The sequence below is a fragment of the Achromobacter aegrifaciens genome, from assembly GCF_902859965.1.
Lineage (GTDB): Bacteria > Pseudomonadota > Gammaproteobacteria > Burkholderiales > Burkholderiaceae_B > Achromobacter > Achromobacter aegrifaciens.
Map to the genome: position 1 here is coordinate 1056304 of NZ_CADIKO010000003.1, position 22635 is coordinate 1078938.

The 22635-nt window shown below is 64.8% G+C and carries 23 protein-coding genes; 14 read left to right on the plus strand and 9 right to left on the minus strand.

Features of this window, described 5'->3' with window-relative positions; genetic code table 11:
• Window positions 1-5 precede the first annotated feature (5 nt).
• Both HV793_RS23870 and ppa read left to right on the plus strand, forming a co-directional pair.
• Window positions 6-1628, plus strand: coding sequence for a heme biosynthesis HemY N-terminal domain-containing protein (locus HV793_RS23870; RefSeq protein ID WP_119450539.1), 1623 nt, complete (start codon window positions 6-8; stop codon window positions 1626-1628).
• Between the two features lie 32 nt (window positions 1629-1660).
• Window positions 1661-2191 carry an inorganic diphosphatase gene (gene ppa, locus HV793_RS23875; protein WP_013392552.1) on the plus strand — a complete coding sequence of 177 codons (531 nt, stop codon included), beginning with the start codon at window positions 1661-1663 and terminating at the stop codon, window positions 2189-2191.
• Here ppa and HV793_RS23880 read toward each other — a convergent pair whose 3' ends face one another.
• From HV793_RS23880 to HV793_RS23895, 4 genes are all read right to left on the minus strand, one after another.
• Window positions 2192-3034 carry an IclR family transcriptional regulator gene (locus HV793_RS23880; RefSeq protein WP_175214018.1) on the minus strand — a complete coding sequence of 281 codons (843 nt, stop codon included), beginning with the start codon at window positions 3032-3034 and terminating at the stop codon, window positions 2192-2194.
• 15 nt (window positions 3035-3049) lie between these two features.
• Window positions 3050-3811, minus strand: coding sequence for an SDR family oxidoreductase (locus HV793_RS23885; RefSeq protein ID WP_054451067.1), 762 nt, complete (start codon window positions 3809-3811; stop codon window positions 3050-3052).
• Window positions 3811-5022, minus strand: coding sequence for an ABC transporter substrate-binding protein (locus HV793_RS23890; RefSeq protein ID WP_054451068.1), 1212 nt, complete (start codon window positions 5020-5022; stop codon window positions 3811-3813). The genes HV793_RS23885 and HV793_RS23890 overlap by 1 nt, the downstream gene beginning before the upstream one ends.
• A 68-nt stretch (window positions 5023-5090) precedes the next feature.
• Entirely contained in the window at window positions 5091-5489 is a 399-nt protein-coding gene (locus tag HV793_RS23895; protein ID WP_175214019.1) for a cupin domain-containing protein, read from the minus strand.
• A gap of 174 nt (window positions 5490-5663) precedes the next feature.
• On the opposite strand from HV793_RS23895, the gene HV793_RS23900 reads away from it, so the two are divergent.
• From HV793_RS23900 to HV793_RS23930, 7 genes are all read left to right on the plus strand, one after another.
• A complete protein-coding gene (locus tag HV793_RS23900) occupies window positions 5664-6443 on the plus strand; it encodes an SDR family NAD(P)-dependent oxidoreductase (protein ID WP_054451070.1) in 780 nt (259 codons plus the stop codon).
• Window positions 6444-6453: 10 nt separating this feature from the next.
• A complete protein-coding gene (locus HV793_RS23905) occupies window positions 6454-7215 on the plus strand; it encodes an ABC transporter ATP-binding protein (RefSeq protein WP_119450537.1) in 762 nt (253 codons plus the stop codon).
• 1 nt (window position 7216) lies between these two features.
• Window positions 7217-7909, plus strand: a complete 693-nt coding sequence (locus HV793_RS23910) for an ABC transporter ATP-binding protein (protein ID WP_054451072.1) — start codon at window positions 7217-7219, stop codon at window positions 7907-7909.
• Between the two features lie 13 nt (window positions 7910-7922).
• On the plus strand, window positions 7923-9800 hold the full coding sequence (locus tag HV793_RS23915; protein ID WP_119450536.1) for an ABC transporter permease: 1878 nt from the start codon (window positions 7923-7925) through the stop codon (window positions 9798-9800).
• Entirely contained in the window at window positions 9800-10102 is a 303-nt protein-coding gene (locus tag HV793_RS23920) for a Dabb family protein (protein WP_054451074.1), read from the plus strand. Before HV793_RS23915 ends, HV793_RS23920 begins: the two co-directional genes overlap by 1 nt.
• 166 nt (window positions 10103-10268) lie before the next feature.
• On the plus strand, window positions 10269-10964 hold the full coding sequence (locus HV793_RS23925) for a fumarylacetoacetate hydrolase family protein (RefSeq protein WP_054451075.1): 696 nt from the start codon (window positions 10269-10271) through the stop codon (window positions 10962-10964).
• 42 nt (window positions 10965-11006) lie between these two features.
• The gene (locus HV793_RS23930) at window positions 11007-11138 is read left to right on the plus strand and encodes an entericidin A/B family lipoprotein (RefSeq protein ID WP_042792660.1); all 132 of its coding nucleotides are present in this window, start codon (window positions 11007-11009) and stop codon (window positions 11136-11138) included.
• Between the two features lie 70 nt (window positions 11139-11208).
• Here HV793_RS23930 and HV793_RS23935 read toward each other — a convergent pair whose 3' ends face one another.
• Complete coding sequence (locus HV793_RS23935) at window positions 11209-11913, minus strand: TetR/AcrR family transcriptional regulator (protein ID WP_175214020.1); 705 nt, start codon at window positions 11911-11913, stop codon at window positions 11209-11211.
• A 440-nt stretch (window positions 11914-12353) separates the two neighbouring features.
• Here HV793_RS23935 and HV793_RS23940 point away from each other — a divergent pair, with 440 nt between their 5' ends.
• Window positions 12354-13775: a carbohydrate porin gene (locus tag HV793_RS23940; RefSeq protein WP_125470877.1), complete on the plus strand. Its 1422-nt coding sequence runs from the start codon at window positions 12354-12356 to the stop codon at window positions 13773-13775.
• A 146-nt stretch (window positions 13776-13921) separates the two neighbouring features.
• Here HV793_RS23940 and HV793_RS23945 read toward each other — a convergent pair whose 3' ends face one another.
• From HV793_RS23945 to HV793_RS23955, 3 genes are all read right to left on the minus strand, one after another.
• Window positions 13922-15622, minus strand: coding sequence for a PhoH family protein (locus tag HV793_RS23945; protein WP_054451078.1), 1701 nt, complete (start codon window positions 15620-15622; stop codon window positions 13922-13924).
• Window positions 15623-15683: 61 nt separating this feature from the next.
• On the minus strand, window positions 15684-16148 hold the full coding sequence (locus HV793_RS23950; RefSeq protein WP_054451079.1) for a peroxiredoxin: 465 nt from the start codon (window positions 16146-16148) through the stop codon (window positions 15684-15686).
• A complete protein-coding gene (locus tag HV793_RS23955; RefSeq protein ID WP_119450533.1) occupies window positions 16145-16606 on the minus strand; it encodes an Mth938-like domain-containing protein in 462 nt (153 codons plus the stop codon). The genes HV793_RS23950 and HV793_RS23955 overlap by 4 nt, the downstream gene beginning before the upstream one ends.
• A 446-nt stretch (window positions 16607-17052) precedes the next feature.
• Here HV793_RS23955 and alaC point away from each other — a divergent pair, with 446 nt between their 5' ends.
• The 4 genes from alaC (at window position 17053) to HV793_RS23975 (ending at window position 21524) form a co-directional block, all read left to right on the plus strand.
• On the plus strand, window positions 17053-18240 hold the full coding sequence (gene alaC / locus HV793_RS23960; RefSeq protein ID WP_054451081.1) for an alanine transaminase: 1188 nt from the start codon (window positions 17053-17055) through the stop codon (window positions 18238-18240).
• A 172-nt stretch (window positions 18241-18412) separates the two neighbouring features.
• Window positions 18413-19717: a homoserine dehydrogenase gene (locus tag HV793_RS23965; RefSeq protein WP_175214021.1), complete on the plus strand. Its 1305-nt coding sequence runs from the start codon at window positions 18413-18415 to the stop codon at window positions 19715-19717.
• The gene (gene thrC, locus HV793_RS23970) at window positions 19714-21123 is read left to right on the plus strand and encodes a threonine synthase (protein ID WP_119450532.1); all 1410 of its coding nucleotides are present in this window, start codon (window positions 19714-19716) and stop codon (window positions 21121-21123) included. Before HV793_RS23965 ends, thrC begins: the two co-directional genes overlap by 4 nt.
• A 179-nt stretch (window positions 21124-21302) precedes the next feature.
• On the plus strand, window positions 21303-21524 hold the full coding sequence (locus HV793_RS23975) for a YgdI/YgdR family lipoprotein (RefSeq protein WP_054451084.1): 222 nt from the start codon (window positions 21303-21305) through the stop codon (window positions 21522-21524).
• A gap of 87 nt (window positions 21525-21611) precedes the next feature.
• On the opposite strand, the gene HV793_RS23980 is transcribed toward HV793_RS23975, so the two are convergent.
• On the minus strand, window positions 21612-22634 hold the full coding sequence (locus HV793_RS23980; RefSeq protein ID WP_054451085.1) for a class 1 fructose-bisphosphatase: 1023 nt from the start codon (window positions 22632-22634) through the stop codon (window positions 21612-21614).
• Window position 22635 lies beyond the last annotated feature (1 nt).

Consider the following 22635-nt stretch of genomic DNA (forward strand, 5'->3'; position numbering starts at 1 on the left):
GGCTTATGCGTACCTGGTTCTGGACACTGCTGCTCGCCGTCGTCGCCGTCGCCCTAGCGGTGGTGCTGCGTTCGCACTCCGGCAACGTGCTGTTGCTGGTCTGGCCGTGGCGCATCAGCATGTCGCTGACGTTGGCGGTCCTGCTGATCGTCGCGGCCTTCATCGTGCTGTACGTGGGCCTGCGCCTGCTGGCGTGGCTGCTGGCCATTCCCGACCGCGTGCGGGCCTGGCGCGGCAAGCGCGCCCAGGCGCGCGACCACGAATTGCTGGAGCGCGGCTGGATCGGCCTGCTGGAAGGGCGTTACACCACCGCCGAAAAAGACCTGACCAAGCTGCTGGACCAGACCAAGGTCCAGACGCGCCGCGTGCTGGCGGCCTTGTCCGCCGCCCGCGCCACGCATGGCCTGGGCGAGTTCGACCGCCGCGACCGCCTGCTGGCGATCGCGCAGGAGCAAGCCGGCACGGATGCCGGCCTGATCGAAGCCACTGCCACCGTGTCGGCCGACATGTTGCTGGACCAGGGCCGCGCCGAGCGCGCGCTGGCCGTGCTGGAGCCGCTGGCCGACGGCGGCGCGCGCCATCTGCACACCATGCGCCTGCTGCTGCGTGCGCACACCGCCCTGCATCATGACGAACAGGTGTTCACGCTGGCGCGGGGCCTGGTGCGCCGCAATGCGCTGGCCCGTTCCGAAGCCGATCAATTGATCGACGCTTCGGGCGCGGCGCGGCTGCGCGCCGCCGCCGCAGGTGGCAGCGACGCCTGGCGCGCCATCTGGAAGGATCTCAAGGCCGAGGAGCGCCTCCTGCCGGAAATCGCGCTGGCGGGCGCGGCGGCGTTCGAGGCCGCCGGCGAAGCCAGCGAGGCCGCACGCGTGCTGGAAGCCGCAGTCGCCGTGAAGTTCAATCCCGCCCTGGTGGCGGCCTACGCCCGCTGCGAGGCCGAGCAGGTGTCGCGCCGGCTGGCCCGTGCCGAAACCTGGCTGCAACAGCGTCCCACCGATCCGGACCTGCTTACCGCGCTGGGCATGCTGTGCCTGAACGGCCAGCTCTGGGGCCAGGCCGAACGCTATCTGTTGCGCAGCCTGAGCCGCCGCAGCGATGCGCAGACGCATGCGCTGCTGGGCAGCCTGTACGACCGCCTGGACCGTCCCGCCGACGCAGTGCGCCACTGGCGCCTGGCAACGGCGGCCAGCATGGCGCTGCCGGTGCTGGCGGCGGATGCCGCCTTGCCGGCCGCGGACACCGGTTCGGATCCTTACCGCGTGGACGCCGAAGGCGGCTATGCGGTGGGCCTGTCCGACGTCGACAGCGACACCGAACTCGGCGGCGATTACCCCGCGCTGCCGCCGGCCGTGGCGGCGTCGGCCTCCGACTACGTGCTGGATCCGGACGCCCGCGAGAACAAAGAACAGCGCGAGCGTGCGCTGGCTCCCGAGGATGCCCCGCTGGCCGGCGGCGGCACCTCCGACATCGACGAGTACTTCGACAGCGCCCCCATCCCGGCGGCGGCTTTCGATGATCCCGTGCCCACGTACGCTCCGGCTACGCCCGCTGGGTCCAAGCCCGCGCCTGCCGCCGCGCCCGTGCCGGCTACCAAGCCGCCGTTCAAGGACGACGGCTCGATTTGAACAATCCTTCAGACACACAACAAGGTTGAATCATGAGTCTTGATCGCGTCTCCCCTGGCAAGAAGCTGCCGGAAGACTTCAACGTCATCATCGAAATCCCCATGAACGCCGACCCGGTGAAGTACGAGGTCGACAAGGACACGGGCGCGATTTTCGTTGACCGCTTCATGCTGACTGCCATGCACTATCCGTGCAACTACGGCTACATCCCGCAAACCCTGTCCGAAGACGGCGACCCCGCCGACGTGCTGGTGCTGACCCCGTTCCCGATCCAGATCGGCGCGGTCGTGCGCTGCCGCGCCATCGGCGTGCTGGAAATGGACGACGAGTCGGGCGGCGACGCCAAGCTGTTGGCCGTGCCGATCGAAAAGCTGTACCCCCCGTACCGCAACATCAAGTCCTACGAAGATCTGCCGGCGGAAGACATCTCCCGCATCCAGCATTTCTTCGAGCACTACAAGGACCTGGAAAAGGGCAAGTGGGTCAAGGTCAAGGGCTGGAAGGGCCTGGACGCCGCGCACGAGGAAATCGTCCGCAGCGCCGAGCGCTACAACAAGGCCTGATTACGGCTTCCTGGATTTGGCCGGCGCAGCGCCGCCGGCTGACGTCTTGATGCGGCGCGGCCGCGACGGCATGATGCCGATCGCCGCCGCGCCGTTGCTTTGCGGAGCCTGCAGATTGCGCGACACCTGCGCGGCCGCGATCTGGATGCGCGCCTGCAGTACCTCCAGCCGCTCGGCCGAGGTGCGCGCTTCCGCGGCGATGAACACCAGGCTGCCCACGACTTTCTGTTCGGCGCTGAAGATGGCCGAGCCTATGCCTATCAGCCCAGGGTCGACCTCGCCGTGCGACACGTAGACGCCGGCTGCGCGCAGGCGCTTGAGGTTGGCGCGGAATTCGTCCCAATCCTCCCCCAGCCCGGCTTCGCGGATTTCCGCGGCGTGCCACAGCATCAGGTTGCGCAGCTGGTACGGCGGCAGGTTGGCCAGGATGGGCTTGGCGGTGGCGCCATGGAACATGGTGTAGGGACGGCCGCGCGCGTAGCTCGATTCGATGGAATCATCGGTCCAGTAGCGGTCCACGCACATGACCTTGTCGCCGTAGTAGTTGCACAGCATCAGGTTGGTGTGCAGCTCGTCGCCGGTGGCCCGCATGACCTCGCGCGCCGCGCGCATCAGCGGATCGTGCTGGCGAAGATGGCGGTCCAGCTCGATGATGCGCGACCCCAGCACGTAGGCGCCGCCCGAGGTGGGTGCCAGCAGCCCGCTTTCGGTCAGCGACTTGAGGTAGCGGTAAGCCGTGGCGCGCGAGCAGTCCAGATGCGCCATGACGTCTTCCTGGAACGCGGCGGTGGTGTCGTCGCGAAAGAGGTCGAGGATGGACAACATGCGGTCTGGAGTGCTCATTGCGGGAGGGCGCGCCTAGTGAATGTGGAAGCCGCCATTGACGTCGACCACGATGCCGGTTGAGTAGGAGGACAGGTCCGAGGCCAGGAAAAGTATGGCCTGGGCGACTTCGGCGGGCGAGCCGAAACGCTGTAGCGGAATGCCCTGTTTGAGTTCTTGTTCCCAATTTTCGCCGAATTTTCCCAGCGTCATGTCCGTTTCGATGATGCCGGGCGCCACGCAATTGGCGCGCACCCCGCGCGGACCGAGCTCGCGCGCCAGCGCCTTGGTGAAGCTGATGACGCCGCCCTTGGATGCGGCGTAATGCGAGCCGCCCAGCAGGCCGCCGCCGCGCAAGGCGGCGGTGGAGCCCAGATTGACGATGGCCGGACGCCGCGCGCTTTGCAGCAATTCCGGCAGCGCCGCATGCGTGACGTTGTAGGTGCCGGTCAGGTTCACCTCCACCATGCGGCGGAACTCGTCCTCGGGCAGGTCCCAGATGCGCGTGGCCGCGACGATGCCGGCGTTGTTGACCAGCACGTCGATGCCGCCGAGCGCCTCGCGGGCGCGGGCAATCGCCGCCTCGCAGGAGGCCGAACGGGACACGTCGCAGTGCAGGTCGATGCGGCTCGCGGCCAGCGCCGCGCCGGCGCCTTCCGGATAGGCCTGATCCAACACCGCGACCGTGGCGCCCTGGGCGATGAAGAGCTCGACGATGGCGGCGCCTATGCCACGGGGGTTGGCGCCCCCGGTGACAATGGCGCGCTTGCCGGCCAGCAGTCCAAGCGCGCCGTCCATCACGATTTCACCAGCGGGCAGGCGCCGTCCTTGAGCGGACGGAAGGCCTGTTCGGCCGGAATCTTGCGCACCAGGTTGTAGTAGTCCCAGTCGCGCTTGGATTCCGAGGGCTTCTTGACCTGGAACAGATAGAGATCGCGCATGATGCGGCCGTCCTCGCGGATGCGGCCGTTCTCGGTCATGAAGTCGTTGATGGGCGTCTCATGCATCTTCTTCAGCACCGGCTCGGACGCGTCCGTGCCCGCCGCCTTGACGGCGTTCAGGTAGTGCATGGCGGCGCTGTAGTTGCTGGCCTGGACCATGGACGGCATGCGGCCGGTGCGTTTGAAATAACGCTCGGACCATTGCCGCGACTTGTCGTCCAGGTCCCAGTAGAAGGGTTCCACCAGGTTCAGTCCCTGCGCGTATTCCAGCCCCACGCTGCGCACGTCCACGATGCTCATGAAGAGGGCGGCCACGCGCTGCTTGCTGCCCATGATGCCGAACTCGAACGCCTGCTTGATGCTGTTGATGGTGTCGCCGCTGCCGTTGGCCAGGCCGATCACCTGGGCCTTGGAGGCCTGCGCCTGCAGCAGGAACGAGGAGAAGTCCGCGCTGGCGATCGGGTGGCGCACGCTGCCTACGACCTGGCCACCCTTGGCCTTGACCACCGCCATGGCGTCGCGCTCCAGCGAATGGCCGAAGGCGTAATCGGAAGTGATGAAGTACCAGCTCTTGCCGCCGTCTTCCATGACGCCGTTGGCCACGCCGGTGGCATAGGCATAGGTGTCGTAGGTCCAGTGCATGCCGTTGGGCGAGCAGGCCTTGCCCGTCAGGTCGGCGGAGCCTGCGCTGGTGAAGATCACCACGCGCTTCATCTGGCGGGTCAGGTCCTGCACCGCCAGTGCGATCGCGGAGTTGGGCACGTCCAGGATCAGGTCCACCTTGTCATTCTCGTACCAGCGGCGCGCGGTCGCCACGCCGATGTCGACCTTGTTCTGGTGGTCGGCCGAGATCACTTCGATGGGCTTGCCCAGCACGGTGCCGCCGAAATCCTCGACGGCCATCTTCACGGCTTCCACGCCAAACTTGCCGGACAGGTCGGCCATCATGCCGGACTGGTCGCCGAGCACGCCGATCTTCACGACGTCATCGGATACCTGCGCCTGGGCCGATACGGACAGGGCGCCCAGCACGCAGGCGGCCAGGCTGTTCTTCAAACGGGTCTTCATGGGTATGTCTCCTCGGGGGCTAGTTTCTTTGCGCGCCGTCCTGTGCCGGACGGTCGCGCCGGGGCCGCTTACTCCAGCGTCTGGCCGGCGTAGGCGTCGATGAACATATTGGGTTTCAGGAAGAAGCTCAGCACCAAAGCGCCATTGGGCGCGCGCGCCACGTGCCGGTTGCCGCGCGGACGCCACACGTAGTCGCCAGCGCAGACCTCGCCTTCGGCGTCGACGATCGAGCCTTCCAGCACGAAGGTCTGTTCGACCTCCACGTGCTCATGCAGCGGCAGCTCGGTGCCGGGCTGCCAGCGGAACAGGGCGGTCAGCAAGCCGGTCTCCTTGTCCTGCATCAGCACCTTCATGTCTATGCCTTCCACTTGCGTCGGTTTCCACGGCAGATCGGCAACTTTGAGGAAGCGTGAAGCCAGGGGCGGCAAGGCGTTGACTGCGGGGCAGCCGGGAGTTTCCAGGGCCATGATGTCTCCTACCAGAACTCTTTATGAGAGATAAAGAAAAAATCTTGTTATTGAGTGTTTAAAAATAGTCGCGTATATTGAGATTTATGTCAATCATGTTTTCGCCTGGCGCAAGCATGCAGCGACACAGGCCGGGCCAAGAAATCCGGCGCATATAAGACCAAGGAGACAAGCTTGAAACACGACTATCTGGACCGCACGTTCGGTCTGGCGGGGCGCGTCGCGCTGGTGACGGGCGCAGCAAGGGGACTGGGCTACGCCATCGCGCGAGCATTGGGCCAGGCTGGCGCCCAGGTGGTAATCAACGATCTTTCCGGCGAGGCCTGCGCGGCCGCCTGCGAGCGCCTGGCGGCCGAAGGCATCAAGGCCCACGGGGCGCCTTTCGATGTCGCCGACGAAAAGGCCGTGGCCGATGCCGTCGCGCAACTGGATAACGCGGGGCTGGCGGTCGACGTACTGGTCAGCAATGCCGGCAACCAGAACCGCAAGCCCGTGGTGGAGATGAGCTCCGCCGAATGGCAGGCCTTGCAGAACGTGCACGTCAACGGCGCCTTCCATTGCGCGCGGGCCGTGCTGCCCGGCATGGGCAAGCGCGGCTTCGGCCGCATCGTGCTGATGTCGTCCGTGGCGGGGCAGGCCACCATGCCCAACATCGCCGCCTACGCCACGGCCAAGGGCGCGATCGCGGCCTTCACGCGCGCGCTGGCGGTCGAATACGGCGCCAGCGGCATCACCTGCAATGCGCTGGCGCCCGGTTTCGTGCGCACCGATTTCACGCAGGGGCTGCAGGACAATCCGCAGTTCCAGTCCTTCCTGGCCACGGCGGTGCCCGCCGGCCGCTGGGCCGCGCCGGAAGACATTGCACCCGCGGTGGTCTACCTGGCCTCGCCGGGCGCCGCGTTCGTCAACGGACACGTCCTGGCGATCGACGGCGGCCTGCTGGCCCGCATGTAGGAGCGCGCCCATGAACACCCCAGCGGTCCTGTCCGCCCAGGGATTGGTCAAGCGGTTCGGCGGCTTCAATGCCGTCGACGGCGTGTCCCTGTCCCTGCGTGAAGGCTCCATCCATGCCTTGATCGGCCCCAATGGCGCAGGCAAAACCACCTGCTTCAACCTGCTGACCAAGTTCCTCGCGCCCGACGCGGGCGTCATCCACTATCGCGGCCGCGACATCACGGCGCTGGCGCCCGAGCAGATCGCGCGCCTGGGCATCGTCCGCTCGTTCCAGATATCCGCCGTGTTCCTGGGCCTGACGGCGCTGCAGAACATGCGCGTGGCGCTGATGCGCCAGCACGGCGATGGCTGGCGCTTCTGGCGCAGCCGCAGCAGCATCGACCGCCTGAACGGCCGCGCCATGGAACTGCTGGACGCGGTCGGCCTCTCCGGCCTGGCGCACACCACCGCGGCGCTGCTGCCTTATGGACGCAAGCGCGCACTGGAAATCGCGATGACTCTGGCGCTGGAGCCGGAAATCATGTTGCTGGACGAGCCCATGGCGGGCCTGGGCCAGGAGGACGTGACCCGCATCGCCGCGCTGATCCGGCGCGCGTCCGCCAACCGCAGCATCCTGATGGTCGAACACAACCTGTCGGTAGTCGCGGATCTGTCCGACACCATCACGGTGCTGGCGCGCGGCGCGGTGCTGGCCGAGGGCGACTACGCCACCGTGTCGAGCGACGAGCGCGTCATCACGGCCTACATGGGCTCCGACGAGGAGGCGCACTGAGATGCTGGTTATCAAGGACCTCAACGCCTGGTACGGCGAATCCCACGTGCTGCACGGCGTGGACATGGAAGTCAGGCGCGGCGAACTCGTCACCATCCTGGGCCGCAACGGCGCGGGCAAGACCACCACGCTGCGCGCCATCATGGGCATCATGGACAAGCGGCGCGGTTCCATCCGCTTGAACGGCCAGGAGACCGTGGGCATGGCGGCGCACCGCATTCCGCGGTTGGGCGTGGTGTATTGCCCCGAAGAACGGGCCGTGTTCCGCAGCCTGGACGTGACCGAAAACCTGATGCTGCCGCCGCGCCTGGCCGATGGCGGCATGTCGCTGGACGAAATCTACACGTTGTTTCCCAACCTGCGCGAACGCAGCGCCAGTTCCGGCGGCAACCTGTCGGGCGGCGAACAGCAGATGCTGGCGATCGCGCGCATCCTGCGCACCGGCGCCCAGCTCATCCTGCTGGACGAACCCACCGAGGGCCTCGCGCCCGTCATCGTGCAGCAGATCGGGCATGCCATCCGCACCCTGAAGGAGCGGGGCTTCACCATCGTGCTGGTCGAGCAGAACTTCCGTTTCGCGACCAAGGTGGCTGACCGCCACTACGTCATGGAGCACGGCTGCGTGGTCGACCAGCTGTCGGCAGAAGAAGCGCGCAACGATCCCGAGCGGATCAAGCGCCGCCTGGGCGTCTGAGGGGAGAATCCACGTGTTCGAAATATTCGGCGTGCCGTCCACGGCACTATTCGGCCAACTGCTGCTCGGCCTGATCAACGGTTCGTTCTACGCACTGCTGTCGATCGGGCTGGCGGTGATCTTCGGCCTGTTGAACATCATCAACTTCGCCCATGGCGCGCAGTACACGGCGGGTGCATTCCTGGCCTGGATGCTGCTGAACTATCTGGGCGTGAACTACTGGGCAGCGCTGGTGCTGGTGCCGCTTATCATGGCCGTGTTCGCCATCGTGGTCGAGCGCCTGCTGATCTCGCGCACCTACCGCATGGATCACTTGTACGGGCTGTTGCTGACCTTTGGCATCGCGCTGCTGATCGAAGGCGGCCTGCGTCAGGCCTATGGCGTATCGGGGTTGCCCTACACGATACCCAAGGCGTTGTCTGGCGGCGTCAACCTGGGCTTCATGTTCCTGCCCTGGTATCGCGGCTGGGCGGTGGCGGTGTCGCTGGTGCTGTGCCTGGCCGTGTGGGTGCTGATCGAGAAGACCCGCGTGGGCGCGATGCTGCGCGCGGCCACCGAGAATCCGACGGTGGTGCGCTCCTTCGGCATCAACGTGCCGCTGCTCATCACGCTGACCTACGCGCTGGGCGTGGCGCTGGCGTCGGTGGCGGGCGTGATCGCCGCGCCGATCTACCAGGTCAGTCCGATGATGGGCTCCAACCTCGTGGTGGTGGTGTTCGCGGTGGTGGTGATCGGCGGCATGGGCTCCATCATGGGCGCCATCATCAGTGGTTTCGGGCTGGGCATCATCGAAGGCCTGACCAAGGTGTTCTATCCCGAGGCCGCCAACCTGGCGATCTTCATCATCATGGTGCTGGTGCTGCTGTGCAAGCCCGCGGGCCTGTTCGGCAAGCCGCTGCAGGTGCAGAACGTGCTGGCCGCCGAGGCCACGCGCGAGCCGGTGCAGCTGAGCCGCCGCGGCATGCGCGTGGCGATGGCGGCGCTGGCCGTGGCCGCCATCGCCGCGCCCTGGTTCATTTATCCGACCTTTCTGATGAAGGTGCTGTGCTTCGCGCTGTTTGCCGCGGCCTTCAATCTGCTGGTGGGCTACGTGGGCCTGCTGTCGTTCGGCCATGCCGCGTTCTTCGGCGCGGCCGCCTACGCGACAGGCATCGTGATGAAGCTGCTGAGCGCCACGCCCGAACTCGGCCTCCTGGCCGGGGTGCTGACGGGGGGGCTGCTGGGTCTGGCGTTTGGCGCCGTCGCGATCCGGCGCCAGGGCATCTACTTCGCGATGATCACGCTGGCGTTGTCGCAACTGGTCTATTTCATCGCGGTCCAGGCGGGCTTTACCGGCGGCGAGGACGGCCTGCAGAGTGTGCCGCGCGGCAAGCTGTTCGGCATCTTCGATCTTGAAGGCGTGATGCCGATGTATTACTTCACGTTGGCCGTGTTCGCGCTGGGCTATGCCTTTGTGCTGCGCGTGCTGAACTCGCCCTTTGGCGAGGTGATCCGTTCGGTGCGCGACAACGAGCAGCGCGCCCGCTCGCTGGGCTATTCCACCTCGCGCTACAAGCTGATGGCGTTCACGCTGTCGGCCTCGGTGGCGGGGCTGGCCGGCGGCCTGAAGGTGCTGGTGTTCGGCGTCGCGTCGTTGACGGACGTGCATTGGCACGCCAACGGCGAAGTGGTGCTGATGGCGCTGCTGGGCGGTATCGGCACGGTGTTCGGCCCGCTGGCCGGCGCGTTCACCTTCGTGTCGCTGCAGAACTACCTGGCGCCGCTGGGCTCCTGGGTGCTCATCGTCCAGGGCGCAATCTTCGTCCTCTGCGTCCTCCTGTTCCGCGACGGCATCATGGGATTGGTCTCGCGAGCCTGGCTGGCGCTTACCCGTACGAAAAAGGAATCCTGATGTACTTGCATGTCGTAATGCTGCAGCTGTCCGAGGCCGCCGACGCGCGCTTCCATGACCGCGTCCAGGGCTATTGCCAACGCATCCTGGCCGAATGCGAAGGCGTGGCGGGCTACGCCTTCCGGCCCAACGAAGCCAGCCGCTCGGACGGCCTGACCCACGCCGTGGTGGCGGCCTTTGCGGACAGCCCCGCGCATGACCGATACCAGGTCTCGCCCGCGCACCAGGAGATGAAGGCCTACATGGCCGGCTTCATCGAGCGCCTGGTGGTGTATGACGGGGAAATTCCTACGTTCAGCTGAATGGCCCGAACCGCGCCCGGGCTCCCGGAAAGGGATAAACTCGCGGATGACTTTTCATCGTCTGGCCGCCTGCAGGGCAGGCCGCCCGCGGTAGCGGGCGCCTCGCGGGGCTGGCTGTTTTCTATTGCCGGATTCCGGCCACGTATTCTTCATAGGTCGAGTGAACATGGACTACGTATTGCCCCCTCAGCCGCCCGTCGCGGTTCCCGTTGCCGGCAGCGCCGCGCTGTTTCCGGTGCGTCGCGTCTATTGCGTCGGCCGCAATTATGCCGAACACGCCAAGGAAATGGGCTTCACGGGCCGCGAGGATCCGTTCTTCTTCTGCAAGCCGGCCGACGCCGTGCTGAGCGTGGCCGACGGCGAAACCGGCAAGATGCCGTATCCGCCCAAGACCTCCAACCTGCACTACGAAATGGAATTGGTCGTGGTGCTGGGCAAGGGCGGCCGCGACATCCCGGTCGAACAGGCCAATGAGTGTGTGTGGGGCTATGCGCTGGGCCTGGACATGACCCGCCGCGACCTGCAAGGCGAAATGAAGAAGCAGGGCCGCCCCTGGGAAATCGGCAAGGCCTTCGACCTGTCCGCGCCGCTGGGTCCGATCCATCCGCGCAGCGTCGTCGGCACCCTGGAAAAGGGCGCCATCTGGCTGGACGTGAATGGCCAGCGCAAGCAGTCCAGCGACATTTCGCAGATGCTGTGGAACATTCCTGAGAGCATTTCCTACCTGTCCGGCCTGTTCGAACTGCAACCCGGCGACCTCATCTTCACCGGCACGCCCGAAGGCGTGGGCGCCGTGCTGCAAGGCGACGTGATCACCGGCGGCGTCGAAGGCCTGGGTGAACTGCGCGTCCAGATCGTTTAAAGTACGCCCCGGATCCGTTTTCACCACTTCAGGAGCGCCAGCATGCGCAGCAAGATCGTGCTGACCGCCTTCGTCGTGTTCGGCTTCGTTCTCGCCGGTTGCAACACCGTCGCGGGCATGGGCAAGGACATGTCGAAGGCAGGCAACGCCATTACCAACGCCGCCGACAAGTAATTGCCGGGGCGGTTTTGAGAAGGCCTGAGTTGGGAGTCACGCCCCGCTCAGGCCTTTGCACGTTCAGGCGCTAGGAAGCAAGGTGTGCTTCTGCGCCCGCTATGAAAATCCAGAGTGAGAAATCGAGTTGCTCGGGCCCGTAGGTGTCGATTCCCAGTGCGACGGCCTGGCGTAGCCGTGAATAGGACTTTCCATCGACCGAATCCAGCCATTTCTGAAGCTGGCGAGGTCTGGTGCGATCGACCGCTGACCTGGCCTGCCAGATATCCTTCACATGGCCAACGCAGAGGGCGGCCAGCAGCACGGCCAGGCGCACCGCGGCCGCTTCGCTGAAGCCCGCCCGATTCAGCTGTTCGAGCAATTCCTCGGTCGGCAGCAGGTTCCAGCTCATCAGCTCGGAATCGTCAAAGCGAAGATGTTCCGCCAAGCCCCCCATGGCGACGGCTGCGTCGACCAGGTGGGTCGCGTAGGTCCTGCATGCGTCTTGCCATGTGGCCGCGTGAGCGATGTCGGCGCTGCTGAAGCTGGCCGTCAGCGTGTCCTTCGCGACAAGCGCCAGCAGCGTCTGGCGATCTTTCACGTGATAGTTGAGCGCCTTCCGGTCCACATTGAGCGCATCCGCCAGTGCCTGCATCGACAATTTGTCGTGACCGATGCGCCTTGCCGCCCGCAAGATCCGGTCCAGATCAAGGCCGGCTCGTTCTCCTCTTCCGCGCTCAACTTCCCCTAAAACGTCTTTTTTCATCGTCTTTTCGGCGTGATGTTTGGTCAACAAGCAGGCCGCCTCAAGTCTGCTTGAGCGCGGAAAGCATGGCACATCCTGAGGAAAACCCTGCTTGACCTCAGTTGATCGTAACACTAACTTCAACGCCATATTCCCGGCCGGGAATAAGGCGTTGAAGAGGCGGGATGCTGATCAGAGGGTGCATGGATCGCTGCCAACAACGTCGTGACCAGCAGCAGGCTGCACGGAATGGAGGTGGTTCGCCCAGTGATCAACTTTCGACACCGGTCGGCATGAAATATCTCAATTGGCCCCAAGCTTGGAGCATCCGGGCCGGGCTATTGAGACGGCTGCGGACGCGCTATCGGGATGCCTCCCCTCCCTGAATTCTTGCATCGACCATGACCTATGCGTACATGCCCGATTGTTATGTCTAAACAATCCAGATTTTTCAGAGAACCAGCGAGAAATCCGGGATTGAAGGAGGCCGCGTGCCAAACCAGATCATCAATTCGCGCCAGGTCAAAGTGCCGGCGCACTCGATCGTGTCGATCTTTACCGCCATGGGGGCGATTGCATGGGACTGCAATGCCTCTGAATCCCGAACGGGGCTCGAGCGCGGAACCGTCGCTCAGCTACGGCCCTCATCCGAGGCCTCGGTCGCGGAATCCGCGCCGCCGCCTGCGTCTGATTTTGCGTCTCTTGAGCGCCTGATGGAGCAGGGCGCGCTGGTCCGGATTCCGTCGATTCGAGACACAGTGCTGCGGGATGCCGGCGGATTTCGTTCCGACCTGGCGCGGCACGGGATAGGTTTTCAGATAGTCAGCTTGAACTCCGCGGCTTACGACCTCAAAGGCGGAAACCCGAGGACGCATCGCAAGCAGTCGTACAACGGCCAGGTTCCCACCGTCGCGGAGACACAGCAGCTTGTCCTGACTTATGACCTGGGTCAGCACGGAAACGATCAAAGCCAATTGATTTTCAGCGCCATGACGGGGCACGCGAGCTGGGCGCCGAAGGGGCCTTCGGCGGACATTGCGCTGAGCCGGCTGGCGTACTTCACCACATTCAACAACCGTCAGTGGGAGTTGAAGGCAGGCTATCTCAGCAATGCCCTGGAGTTCGTGGGCTTGTACGTTGGCGGTTCGTTGGCGGTCGGCGCGCAAGGGATGAATGCCATCATTCCCTTTCAGGTCGGCCTGTCACGCCTGCCTTTCGCCACCCCGGGCGTAAACGTGACCTACAACGGCTCTGGCGGCTTCTACAACAAGACCGGAATTCAGCGCAGCATAAGCCCCTATGGAGCAGAGGCCGAAGAGTCGGAACATCAGCATGGGCTGAAGTGGAAAACGCCGGGAAGCGGGTGGTTGGCGATCAACGAAACCGGAGTGAAGCAGCAAGCAAGTCCCGACAACCCTTCGAGATGGTTTCGGATCGGGGGGATTTTCAATACGTCCGACTACGCCAGGTTCGATTCCCGCCAGCGCAGCTCGAACAACTACGCGCTCTATGCCGCGGGAGACCAGCAGATTTCGCGGCTGACGCCCAACTCCTCGTCTGCGCAGGGATGGTACGCCGGCCTTTCCTTGCACCTTGCTCCCGCGGATCAGAATCTGTACACCAAGTTCGTGGAGGCCAGGCTATATACGATAGGGACGTTTCCATCGCGACCCTATGACATGCTATCCGCCACGGTCACCTGGTCGGATTTCAGCGATACCGCGAAGGACGCGTTCGGCAAGCGGGGCGTGGACACGGCCAACTCGAGCAGTGCGGCCATGGTGTCCTACATGGCGCGCCTCTATCCCGGCGTCTATCTGAGCACGGGACTCAGCTACATCCGATCCCCGTCATTCGTGCCCGTGGACAACAATGCCTTGAATTTTCTGGTGGGGTTCAACATGTTCATGTAAGGGGGGCATTCTTCCCTTCCGCCCCATGGCCATCTTTACTATATGGGGACTGCCAAAAAAAACGCCCGATGAGATTCATCGGGCGTTCATTCCTTGGGCCGAGCCTGCGCTGGTCGCCTGCGGCAGGAGGCGCATGGGGGCGAGGCCTACAGCACATCTCCAGCATAGTCGGCCAGGCGCGAACGCTCGCCGCGCTGCAGGGTGACGTGCCCCGAATGCGGCCAGCCCTTGAAGCGGTCGACCACGAAGGTCAGGCCGGAACTGCCTTCGGTCAGGTAGGGCGTATCGATCTGGGCAATGTTGCCCAGGCAAATCACCTTGGTGCCCGGGCCCGCGCGCGTGACCAGCGTCTTCATCTGCTTGGGCGTCAGGTTCTGCGCCTCGTCGATGATCAGGTACTTGTTCAGGAAGGTGCGGCCGCGCATGAAGTTCAGGGACTTGACCTTGATGCGCGAACGGATCAGATCCATGGTGGCGGCGCGCCCCCAGTCCCCGTTGCCTTCGCCTTCACCCATGTTCAGGACGTCCAGGTTGTCTTCCAGGGCGCCCATCCAGGGCAGCATCTTCTCTTCTTCCGTACCCGGCAGGAAACCGATGTCTTCCCCGACCGGCACCGTGACGCGGGTCATGATGATTTCGGTGTAGCGCTTGGTTTCCAGCACCTGGGTGATGCCCGCGGCCAGCGCCAGCAGCGTCTTGCCCGTGCCCGCCTGACCCAGCAGCGACACGAAGTCGCACTCCGGATTCATCAGCAGGTTCATGGCGAAGTTCTGCTCGCGGTTGCGCGCGGTGATGCCCCAGACGTTGTTCTTGCCGTGGGTGTAGTCGCGCAGCGTGGCCAGCACCGCCATCTTGCCGCTGACCTCGCGCACCTGCGCGTACAGCGGCATCTGGCCTTCGAAGTAGACGAACTGGTTGACCACGAACTGCGAGCACAGCGGGCCATGGATGCGGTAGAAGGTGGTGCCGCCCTGTTGCCAGGATTCCACGTCCTTGCCGTGCTTGTTCCAGAAGTCCTCGGGCAGCTGCATCACGCCCGAGTACATCAGGTCCGAGTCCTCCATGACATGGTCGTTGAAGTAGTCTTCAGCGGCCATGCCCAGCGCGCGCGCCTTCAGGCGCATGTTGATGTCCTTGGACACCAGCACGACTTCGCGCTGCGGGTACTTTTCCTGCAGGGCACGCACGACGCCCAGGATCTGGTTGTCGGCCTTACCCATGGGCAGGTCGGACGGCAGCGTGCTGTGGATCGCGGTCGTCTGGAACATCAGGCGGCCGGTGGCGTCCTTGTTGCCCAGCTTGGTCAGCTCCAGGCCTTCGTCCAGCTGGGTCGCGTCCTGCACCAGCGCGTCCAGCGAACGGCTGACCTGGCGCGCGTTGCGCGCCACTTCCGACATGCCCTTCTTCTGATGGTCCAGCTCTTCGAGCGTCATCATCGGCAGGAAGATGTCGTGCTCTTCGAAGCGGAACAGGGAACTGGGATCGTGCAGCAGCACGTTGGTGTCCAGCACGAACAGCTTGCGCGGTTCGTTCTGGGCGCGGGCTTTGGTGCGCTTGGCGGGCGCCGGCTTGGCGCGGCGCGTTTCGGCGCGCGCAGCGGGAGCGGCTGGCGCCGGCGGCGGCACCTGGCGGGCGGGCGCGGGGATCTGCGCCTTGCGGGCCGGTGCGGCCAGGCCTTCAAGTTCGGGCTGGACGAGGAGCTCGTCTTCGTTGTCCTCGGCGAGGACTGCCTGGGTACTGGACCGCGCAGCGGCGGTCTTGGTGCTGCGGGCCTGCGCCCGGGCGGATTCGCCCGAGGGGAAGGTCAGGATGGCTGCGGGACGGGTGGGCAACTTCGGAAGCGGCATATTTGTCACTCTCCAGTGTGGGCCGGCTATAGCGCCTGACGGGTAAAACCTGTGCTGACGGCTAACCGATGCTCTTCGCTGCTTGCAGGACTTCCTTGGCGTGGCCCGGGACCTTCACCCCGCGCCACTCCTGCACCAGCACGCCATAGGCATCGATCAGGAAGGTGCTGCGCTCGATGCCGCGCACCTGCTTGCCGTACATGTTCTTCTGCTTGATGACGCCGAACAGATTGCAGACGGTTTCGTCGGCGTCGGAGATGAGAGGGAAGGGAAGCTCGTACTTGGCCTTGAAGTTCTCGTGCGATTTCAATGAATCGCGCGAGATGCCGATGACCACCGCGCTGGCCGCCAGGAATTCGGCGTGCAGGTCGCGGAAATCCTGGCTTTCGGTGGTGCAGCCAGGCGTGTTGTCCTTGGGATAGAAATACAGGATCACGGCGCGGCCCTGGCATTGCTCCAGGCTGATCGGACCTATGGTGCTTTCGGCGGTGAACAGCGGGGCGGGTTTGCCTATGGTCGGCGTCATTTCTGGGATTCTCCGTTGGGGGGGATGAGGGCCACGACCACGCGCCGGCCCTCCGCCATCAGGATGTTGTAGGTGCGCGAGGCGGCGTGCGTGTCCATGATCTCGACGCCGATGCCGGCCGCCAGCAGGGGGCGCAGCACCTCGGGGCGCAGGAACTGCTGGCGCGCGCCCGTGCCCACCAGCAGCACTTCCGGCGCATTCGCGGGGCGGCTGGGGCTGGCTTCCGGTTCGTCCAGAAAGTCCATGGGGTCGCGGACGGGCTCGGACAATCCGGCCGCCTGGCGCAAGAGAGTGGGGGTGATGTCGGCCGGCGACTCAACAGGCCAGTGGGTCACTTCGCCTTCGGGGCCGAACGCGACCGAGGAGGAAAAACGTACCTGGTTGACCTCGATATAGCCATCGCCATAGGCGGTGACGGTATTCAGAGCGGCCGTCGCAGGATCGGTATGCAGCTTCAATAAAAACTCCGGCTATATGGCCCGATAATAGCGCATCGGGATGACGCCATGTTGCAGGGTATCCACGAGAGAGACCCCTACGCCGCACTCGCTGCGCTCGCTTGCTGCCCCCAAGAGGGGGCGCGTTTTGCCTTGGGGCGGCCCGGCGGAGAACCGAGGCCCCCACGCCGCACTCGCTGCGCTCGCTTGCTGCCCCCGAGGGGGGGGGGTGCCTTGGGACGGCCCGGCGGCAAAACAGGGCTTCTTTGCCACGCGATTTCCCTCGGGCGGACCCTGAAATCGGCCCCTTTTTTTCCCCATTTGCCGCACAGCCCTCCTTGCGCTAGATTACAGGGTTTTGCTGCACTGCAATCCCTTGCCGGCGCAGCGTTTCGGACCCTTTTCCCCTTCGCGCATTCGCGCCCTGGTTTTTTCGCCCTTTTTATCGCCCCCTAAGGATTCCCATCATGAGGAAGTTCTCCCGCATCGAGCGTCTGCCCCCGTACGTTTTCAACATTACCGGCGAGCTCAAGATGGCGGCGCGTAGGCGTGGCGAAGACATCATCGACATGTCGATGGGCAACCCGGACGGCGCGACTCCCAAGCACATCGTCGACAAGATGGTGGAAGCGACGACCCGCCCGACCACGCACGGCTATTCCGTGTCCAAGGGCATTCCGCGCCTGCGCAAGGCGATCTGTGACTGGTACCAGCGCCGCTATGCGGTCGAGTTCGATCCGGATTCCGAAGCCATCGTCACCATCGGCTCCAAGGAAGGCCTGGCCCACCTGATGCTGGCCACGCTGGACCGCGGCGACACCGTGCTGGTACCCAACCCCAGCTATCCGATCCATATCTACGGCGCGGTCATCGCCGGCGCCAATATCCGTTCCGTGCGCATGACGCCGGGGGTGGACTTCTTCGAGGAACTGGAACGCGCCGTGCGCGAGTCCATCCCGAAGCCCAAGATGATGGTGCTGGGCTTTCCCAGCAACCCGACCGCGCAATGCGTGGACCTGTCGTTCTTCGAGCGCGTGGTGGCGCTGGCCAAGGAACACGACATCCTGGTCGTGCATGACCTGGCCTACGCCGATATCACCTTCGACGGCTACGTGGCGCCGTCCATCATGCAGGTGCCCGGCGCGCGCGATGTCGCCGTCGAGTTCTTCACGATGAGCAAGAGCTACAACATGGCGGGCTGGCGCATCGGCTACATGGTCGGCAACCGCGAGCTGGTCAACGCGCTCGCGCGCATCAAGAGCTATCACGACTACGGCACGTTCACGCCGATCCAGGTGGCGTCCATCGCCGCGCTGGACGGTCCGCAGGACTGCGTGAACGAAATCGTGGCGCAGTACCAAAGCCGCCGCGACGTGCTCGTGCGCGGCTTGCATGAAGCAGGTTGGAATGTGGAAATTCCCAAGGCGTCCATGTACATCTGGGCGCAGATCCCCGAACCCTACAGGGCGATGGGCTCTTTGGAATTTGCCAAGCGCGTCCTGTCGGATGCGAAGGTGGCCGTGTCCCCCGGGATCGGCTTTGGCGAGTATGGCGACGAATACGTGCGCTTCGCTTTGATCGAAAACGAGCAGCGCACCCGGCAAGCGGTGCGAGGCATCAAAGACATGTTCCGCAAGGACGGATTGCTGCGCTAGGCCCACCCCCGAAGCGCTGCGCGCTTCCCCCTCAAGGGGGCGCCGCAGCGGACCGGCAAAGCCGGCTCCGCGCGGCCCCGCGTGGCGCTGCCAAGTGTGGAGTCTTTCGTACAGCAGTTATGGAGAACCGAAAATGAATTCCCCTCAACGCCCGCCTGCAGAAGGCGCCGCGATGAAACCCATGAAAGTCGGCCTGCTCGGCCTGGGCGTGGTTGGCGGAGGCACCTGGTCGGTGCTGTCGCGCAATGCTGAAGAAATCGCACGCCGCGCCGGTCGCCGCATTGAAGTGACTCGCGCCGCCGTGCGCGACGTGGCCAAGGCGCGTGCGCGCGTGGGCGACGCCATCCTGGTCGACACCGATGTGCGCGCGCTGGTGCGCGATCCCGAAATCGACATCGTGGTCGAATTGATCGGCGGCGACACGCTGGCGCGCGAGCTGGTGCTGGAAGCCATCGCCAACGGCAAGCACGTCGTGACCGCCAACAAGGCGCTGCTGGCCAAGCACGGCAACGAGATCTTCGCCGCGGCCCATGAGCGCGGCGTGATGGTGACCTTCGAAGCGGCCGTCGCCGGCGGCATCCCCATCATCAAGGCGATCCGCGAAGGCCTGACCGCCAACCGCATCCAGTGGGTGGCTGGCATCATCAACGGCACCACCAACTTCATCCTGTCGGAAATGCGGTCGCGCGGCCTGCCGTTCGCCGACGTGCTGGCCGAGGCGCAGCGCCTGGGCTACGCCGAAGCCGACCCCACGTTCGATGTGGAAGGCGTGGACGCGGCGCACAAGCTGACCCTGCTGGCGTCGCTGGCCTTCGGCGTGCCGGTCCAGTTCGACCGCGCCTACATCGAAGGCATTTCGCAGCTGGCCGCCGAGGACATCGAGCATGCCGAACGCCTGGGCTACCGCATCAAGCTGCTGGGCGTCACCAAGCGCCGTCCGGACGGCATCGAACTGCGCGTGCATCCCGCGCTGGTGCCGGCCGAGCGCCTGCTGGCCAACGTCGAAGGCGCGATGAACGCCGTGCTGGTCAAGGGCGACGCCGTCGGCCCCACGCTGTACTACGGCCAGGGCGCGGGCGAAGAACCCACCGCCTCGGCCGTGGTGGCCGACCTGGTCGATGTGACCCGCCTGCACACCGCCGATCCGGGCAACCGCGTGCCGCACCTGGCGTTCCAGCCGGACGCCATGTCCGATACGCCGATCCTGCCGATCGAAGATGTCAGCACCTCGTACTACCTGCGCCTGCGCGTGGACGACCAGCCGGGCGTGCTGGCCGACATCGCCCGCATCCTGGCCGACCGTTCCATCTCCATCGGTTCGATGATCCAGCAGCCGTCGCACATCGGCGGCGCCGACATCATCTTCCTGACGCATGAAGCGGTTGAAGGCAACGTCAATCAGGCGATCGAGCGCATCGAAGCCCTGCCGTTCGTGCGCTCGAAAGTGACGCGCCTGCGCGTGGAAAATTTGCTATGAAATACATCTCCACCCGCGGCGGCATGACGCCGCTGCAGTTCTCGGACATCCTGCTGGAAGGCCTGGCGCCGGACGGCGGCTTGGCCGTGCCGGAGCAACTGCCCCAGGTTTCGGCGGAAACGCTGGAGTCCTGGCGCGGCCTGCCGTATGCCGACCTGGCGTTCGAAGTGCTGTCGCTGTTCGCCACCGACATTCCGGCCGACGACCTGCGCCGCTTGACGCGCGCGGCCTACAACCAGCAGACCTTCAACAGCGAGGACATCGTCCCGCTGCGTCCGCTGGACGGCGGCCTGTCGCTGCTGGGCCTGTCCGAAGGGCCGACGCTGGCCTTCAAGGACATGGCCATGCAGTTCCTGGGCCAGGTCTTCGAATACGTGCTGGCCAAGCGCGGCACCACCCTGAACATCGTGGGCGCCACCTCCGGCGACACGGGTTCGGCGGCGGAGTACGCCTTGCGCGGCAAGAAGGGCGTGGCGGTGTTCATGTTGTCGCCCCACGGCCGCATGAGCGCCTTCCAGCGCGCGCAGATGTATTCGCTGCAGGACGAGAACATCCACAACATCGCCGTGCGCGGCGTGTTCGACGAAGCCCAGGACATCGTCAAGGCCTTGGCCGGCGACCTCGAGTTCAAGAGCAAGTACCGCCTGGGCGCGGTCAACTCCATCAACTGGGCGCGCATCGCCGCCCAGGTGGTGTACTACTTCCACGGCTGGCTGCGCGCCACCAGCAAGGCCGGCGAGCAGGTTTCGTTCGCGGTGCCCTCGGGCAATTTCGGCAACATCCTGTCCGGCCACATCGCGCGCAGCATGGGCCTGCCGATCCGCCGCCTGGTGCTGGCCACGAACGAAAACAACGTGCTGGAAGAGTTCTTCCGCACGGGCGTCTATCGTCCGCGTCCCGCCGAGCAGACCTACGCCACCTCCAGCCCGTCCATGGACATTTCGCGCGCGTCGAATTTCGAGCGCTTCGTGTTCGACCTGGTCGGCCGCGACGCGGCGCGCGTCAAGGAACTGTGGGCCGGCATGGCGCGCGACGGGTCTTTCGATCTGTCCGCCCTGAAGCCGCAGTTCGAGGAACGCTATGGCTTCGTGTCGGGCGCAAGCACGCACGAAGACCGCCTCGCGACGATCCGTTCGGTCTACGACGAAACCGGCGTGCTGATCGATCCGCACACCGCCGATGGCGTCAAGGTCGCGCGTGAATTCGTCGAGCCCGGCGTGCCCATGCTGGTCCTGGAAACCGCCTTGCCGGCGAAGTTCTCGGAAACCATTGAAGAGGCCCTGGGCCGTCCGGCCACGCCGCCGGGCAACCTGGCCGATCTTGAATCCTTGCCGCAGCGCGTCGAACTCATGGATTGCGATGCGGGCGCCGTGCGCCGTTTCATCGAGGCGAACGCCAAGGTGTAAAGGCCGCTTGCGTCTTGTATGCGTGTGCAACCCCTCGCAGGCCGGGCCTTCGAGGGGTTTCTTTCATTTTGGCGGGTCAGCGGCTTTACCTTCGCATGCATTTTGACCACAACCCGTCACGAATGCGGGGACAGTGTCAGATACAGTGAATTCACGATTCACTTTCGGAGAACACGCCCATGAAACTGAAGACCATGACGCTCGCCCTGGCCGTGACCGGATTCGGAGTGCTGGCGGGATGCTCGTCTCCGTCGGTCATTCAGCAGCGGGATGGCAGCTCGACCGTGACGCCGGACAAGCCCGAGTACGACAAGGATTCGGGCATGTACGAATACGACAAGGACGGCAAGAAGGTCCAGATCAACAAGGACGACGTGAAGTCGATCGAACAGGTGAAGTGACCGCCGTTCCGATATGCTTGTCCATGCAAAAAGCCCCGGCCGCTCAAGGCGCCGGGGCTTTTTCGTTGGCGCAGGGCGCCCGCAGCGTTACTGCTTGGCTGCGTCTTCGGCGTGGTAGCGGCCGACGCGGTCGACTTCGTTCTTCGAGCCCAGGATCACGCTGACGCGCTGGTGCAGCTTGTCAGGCTGGATCTCCATGATGCGCTGCGTGCCGTTGATCGCGGCGCCGCCGGCCTGTTCGACCAGGAAGCTCATGGGGTTGGCTTCGTACATCAGGCGCAGCTTGCCGGCCTTGCCAGGTTCGCGGGCATCCCACGGGTACATGAAGATGCCGCCGCGGGTCAGGATGCGATGCACGTCGGCCACCATGGAGGCGATCCAGCGCATGTTGTAGTCCTTGCCCAGCGGACCGGTCGTGCCGGCCAGGCAATCGTCGACGTAGCGCTTGACCGGGGCAGCCCAGTGGCGCATGTTCGACATGTTGATGGCGAATTCCTTGGTGTCCTCCGGCACGCGGATGTTCTCGTGCGTCAGCACCCACGAGCCCATTTCGCGGTCCAGCGTGAAGCCCACCACGCCATTGCCGATGGTCAGCACCAGCATCGTCTGCGGACCATAGACGGCATAGCCGGCCACGACCTGCTTGTCGCCCGGTTGCAGGAAGTCCTGCTCGCACACCGGCGCGCCCGATACGTCATGCGGGGCGTGCAGCACCGAGAAGATGGTCCCGATGGAGACGTTGACGTCGATGTTCGAAGAGCCGTCCAGGGGATCGAACAGCAGCAGGTATTCGCCCTTGGGGTAGCGGTTCGGAATCAGATGGATGGTTTCCATCTCTTCCGAGGCCATGGCCGCCAGATGGCCGCCCCATTCATTGGCTTCGAGCAGGATTTCGTTGGACAGCACGTCCAGCTTCTTCTGCACTTCGCCCTGGACATTCTCGCTTTCCAGGCTGCCGAGGACGCCGCCGAGCGCGCCCTTGCTCACCGCATGGCTGATGGCCTTGCAAGCGCGCGCGACCACTTCGATGAGCAGCCGCACTTCCGGCGCGAGGGCTTGGGCGGAGCGCTGCTGCTCCACCAGGTATTGGGTCAGTGTTTTACGTTTCAAA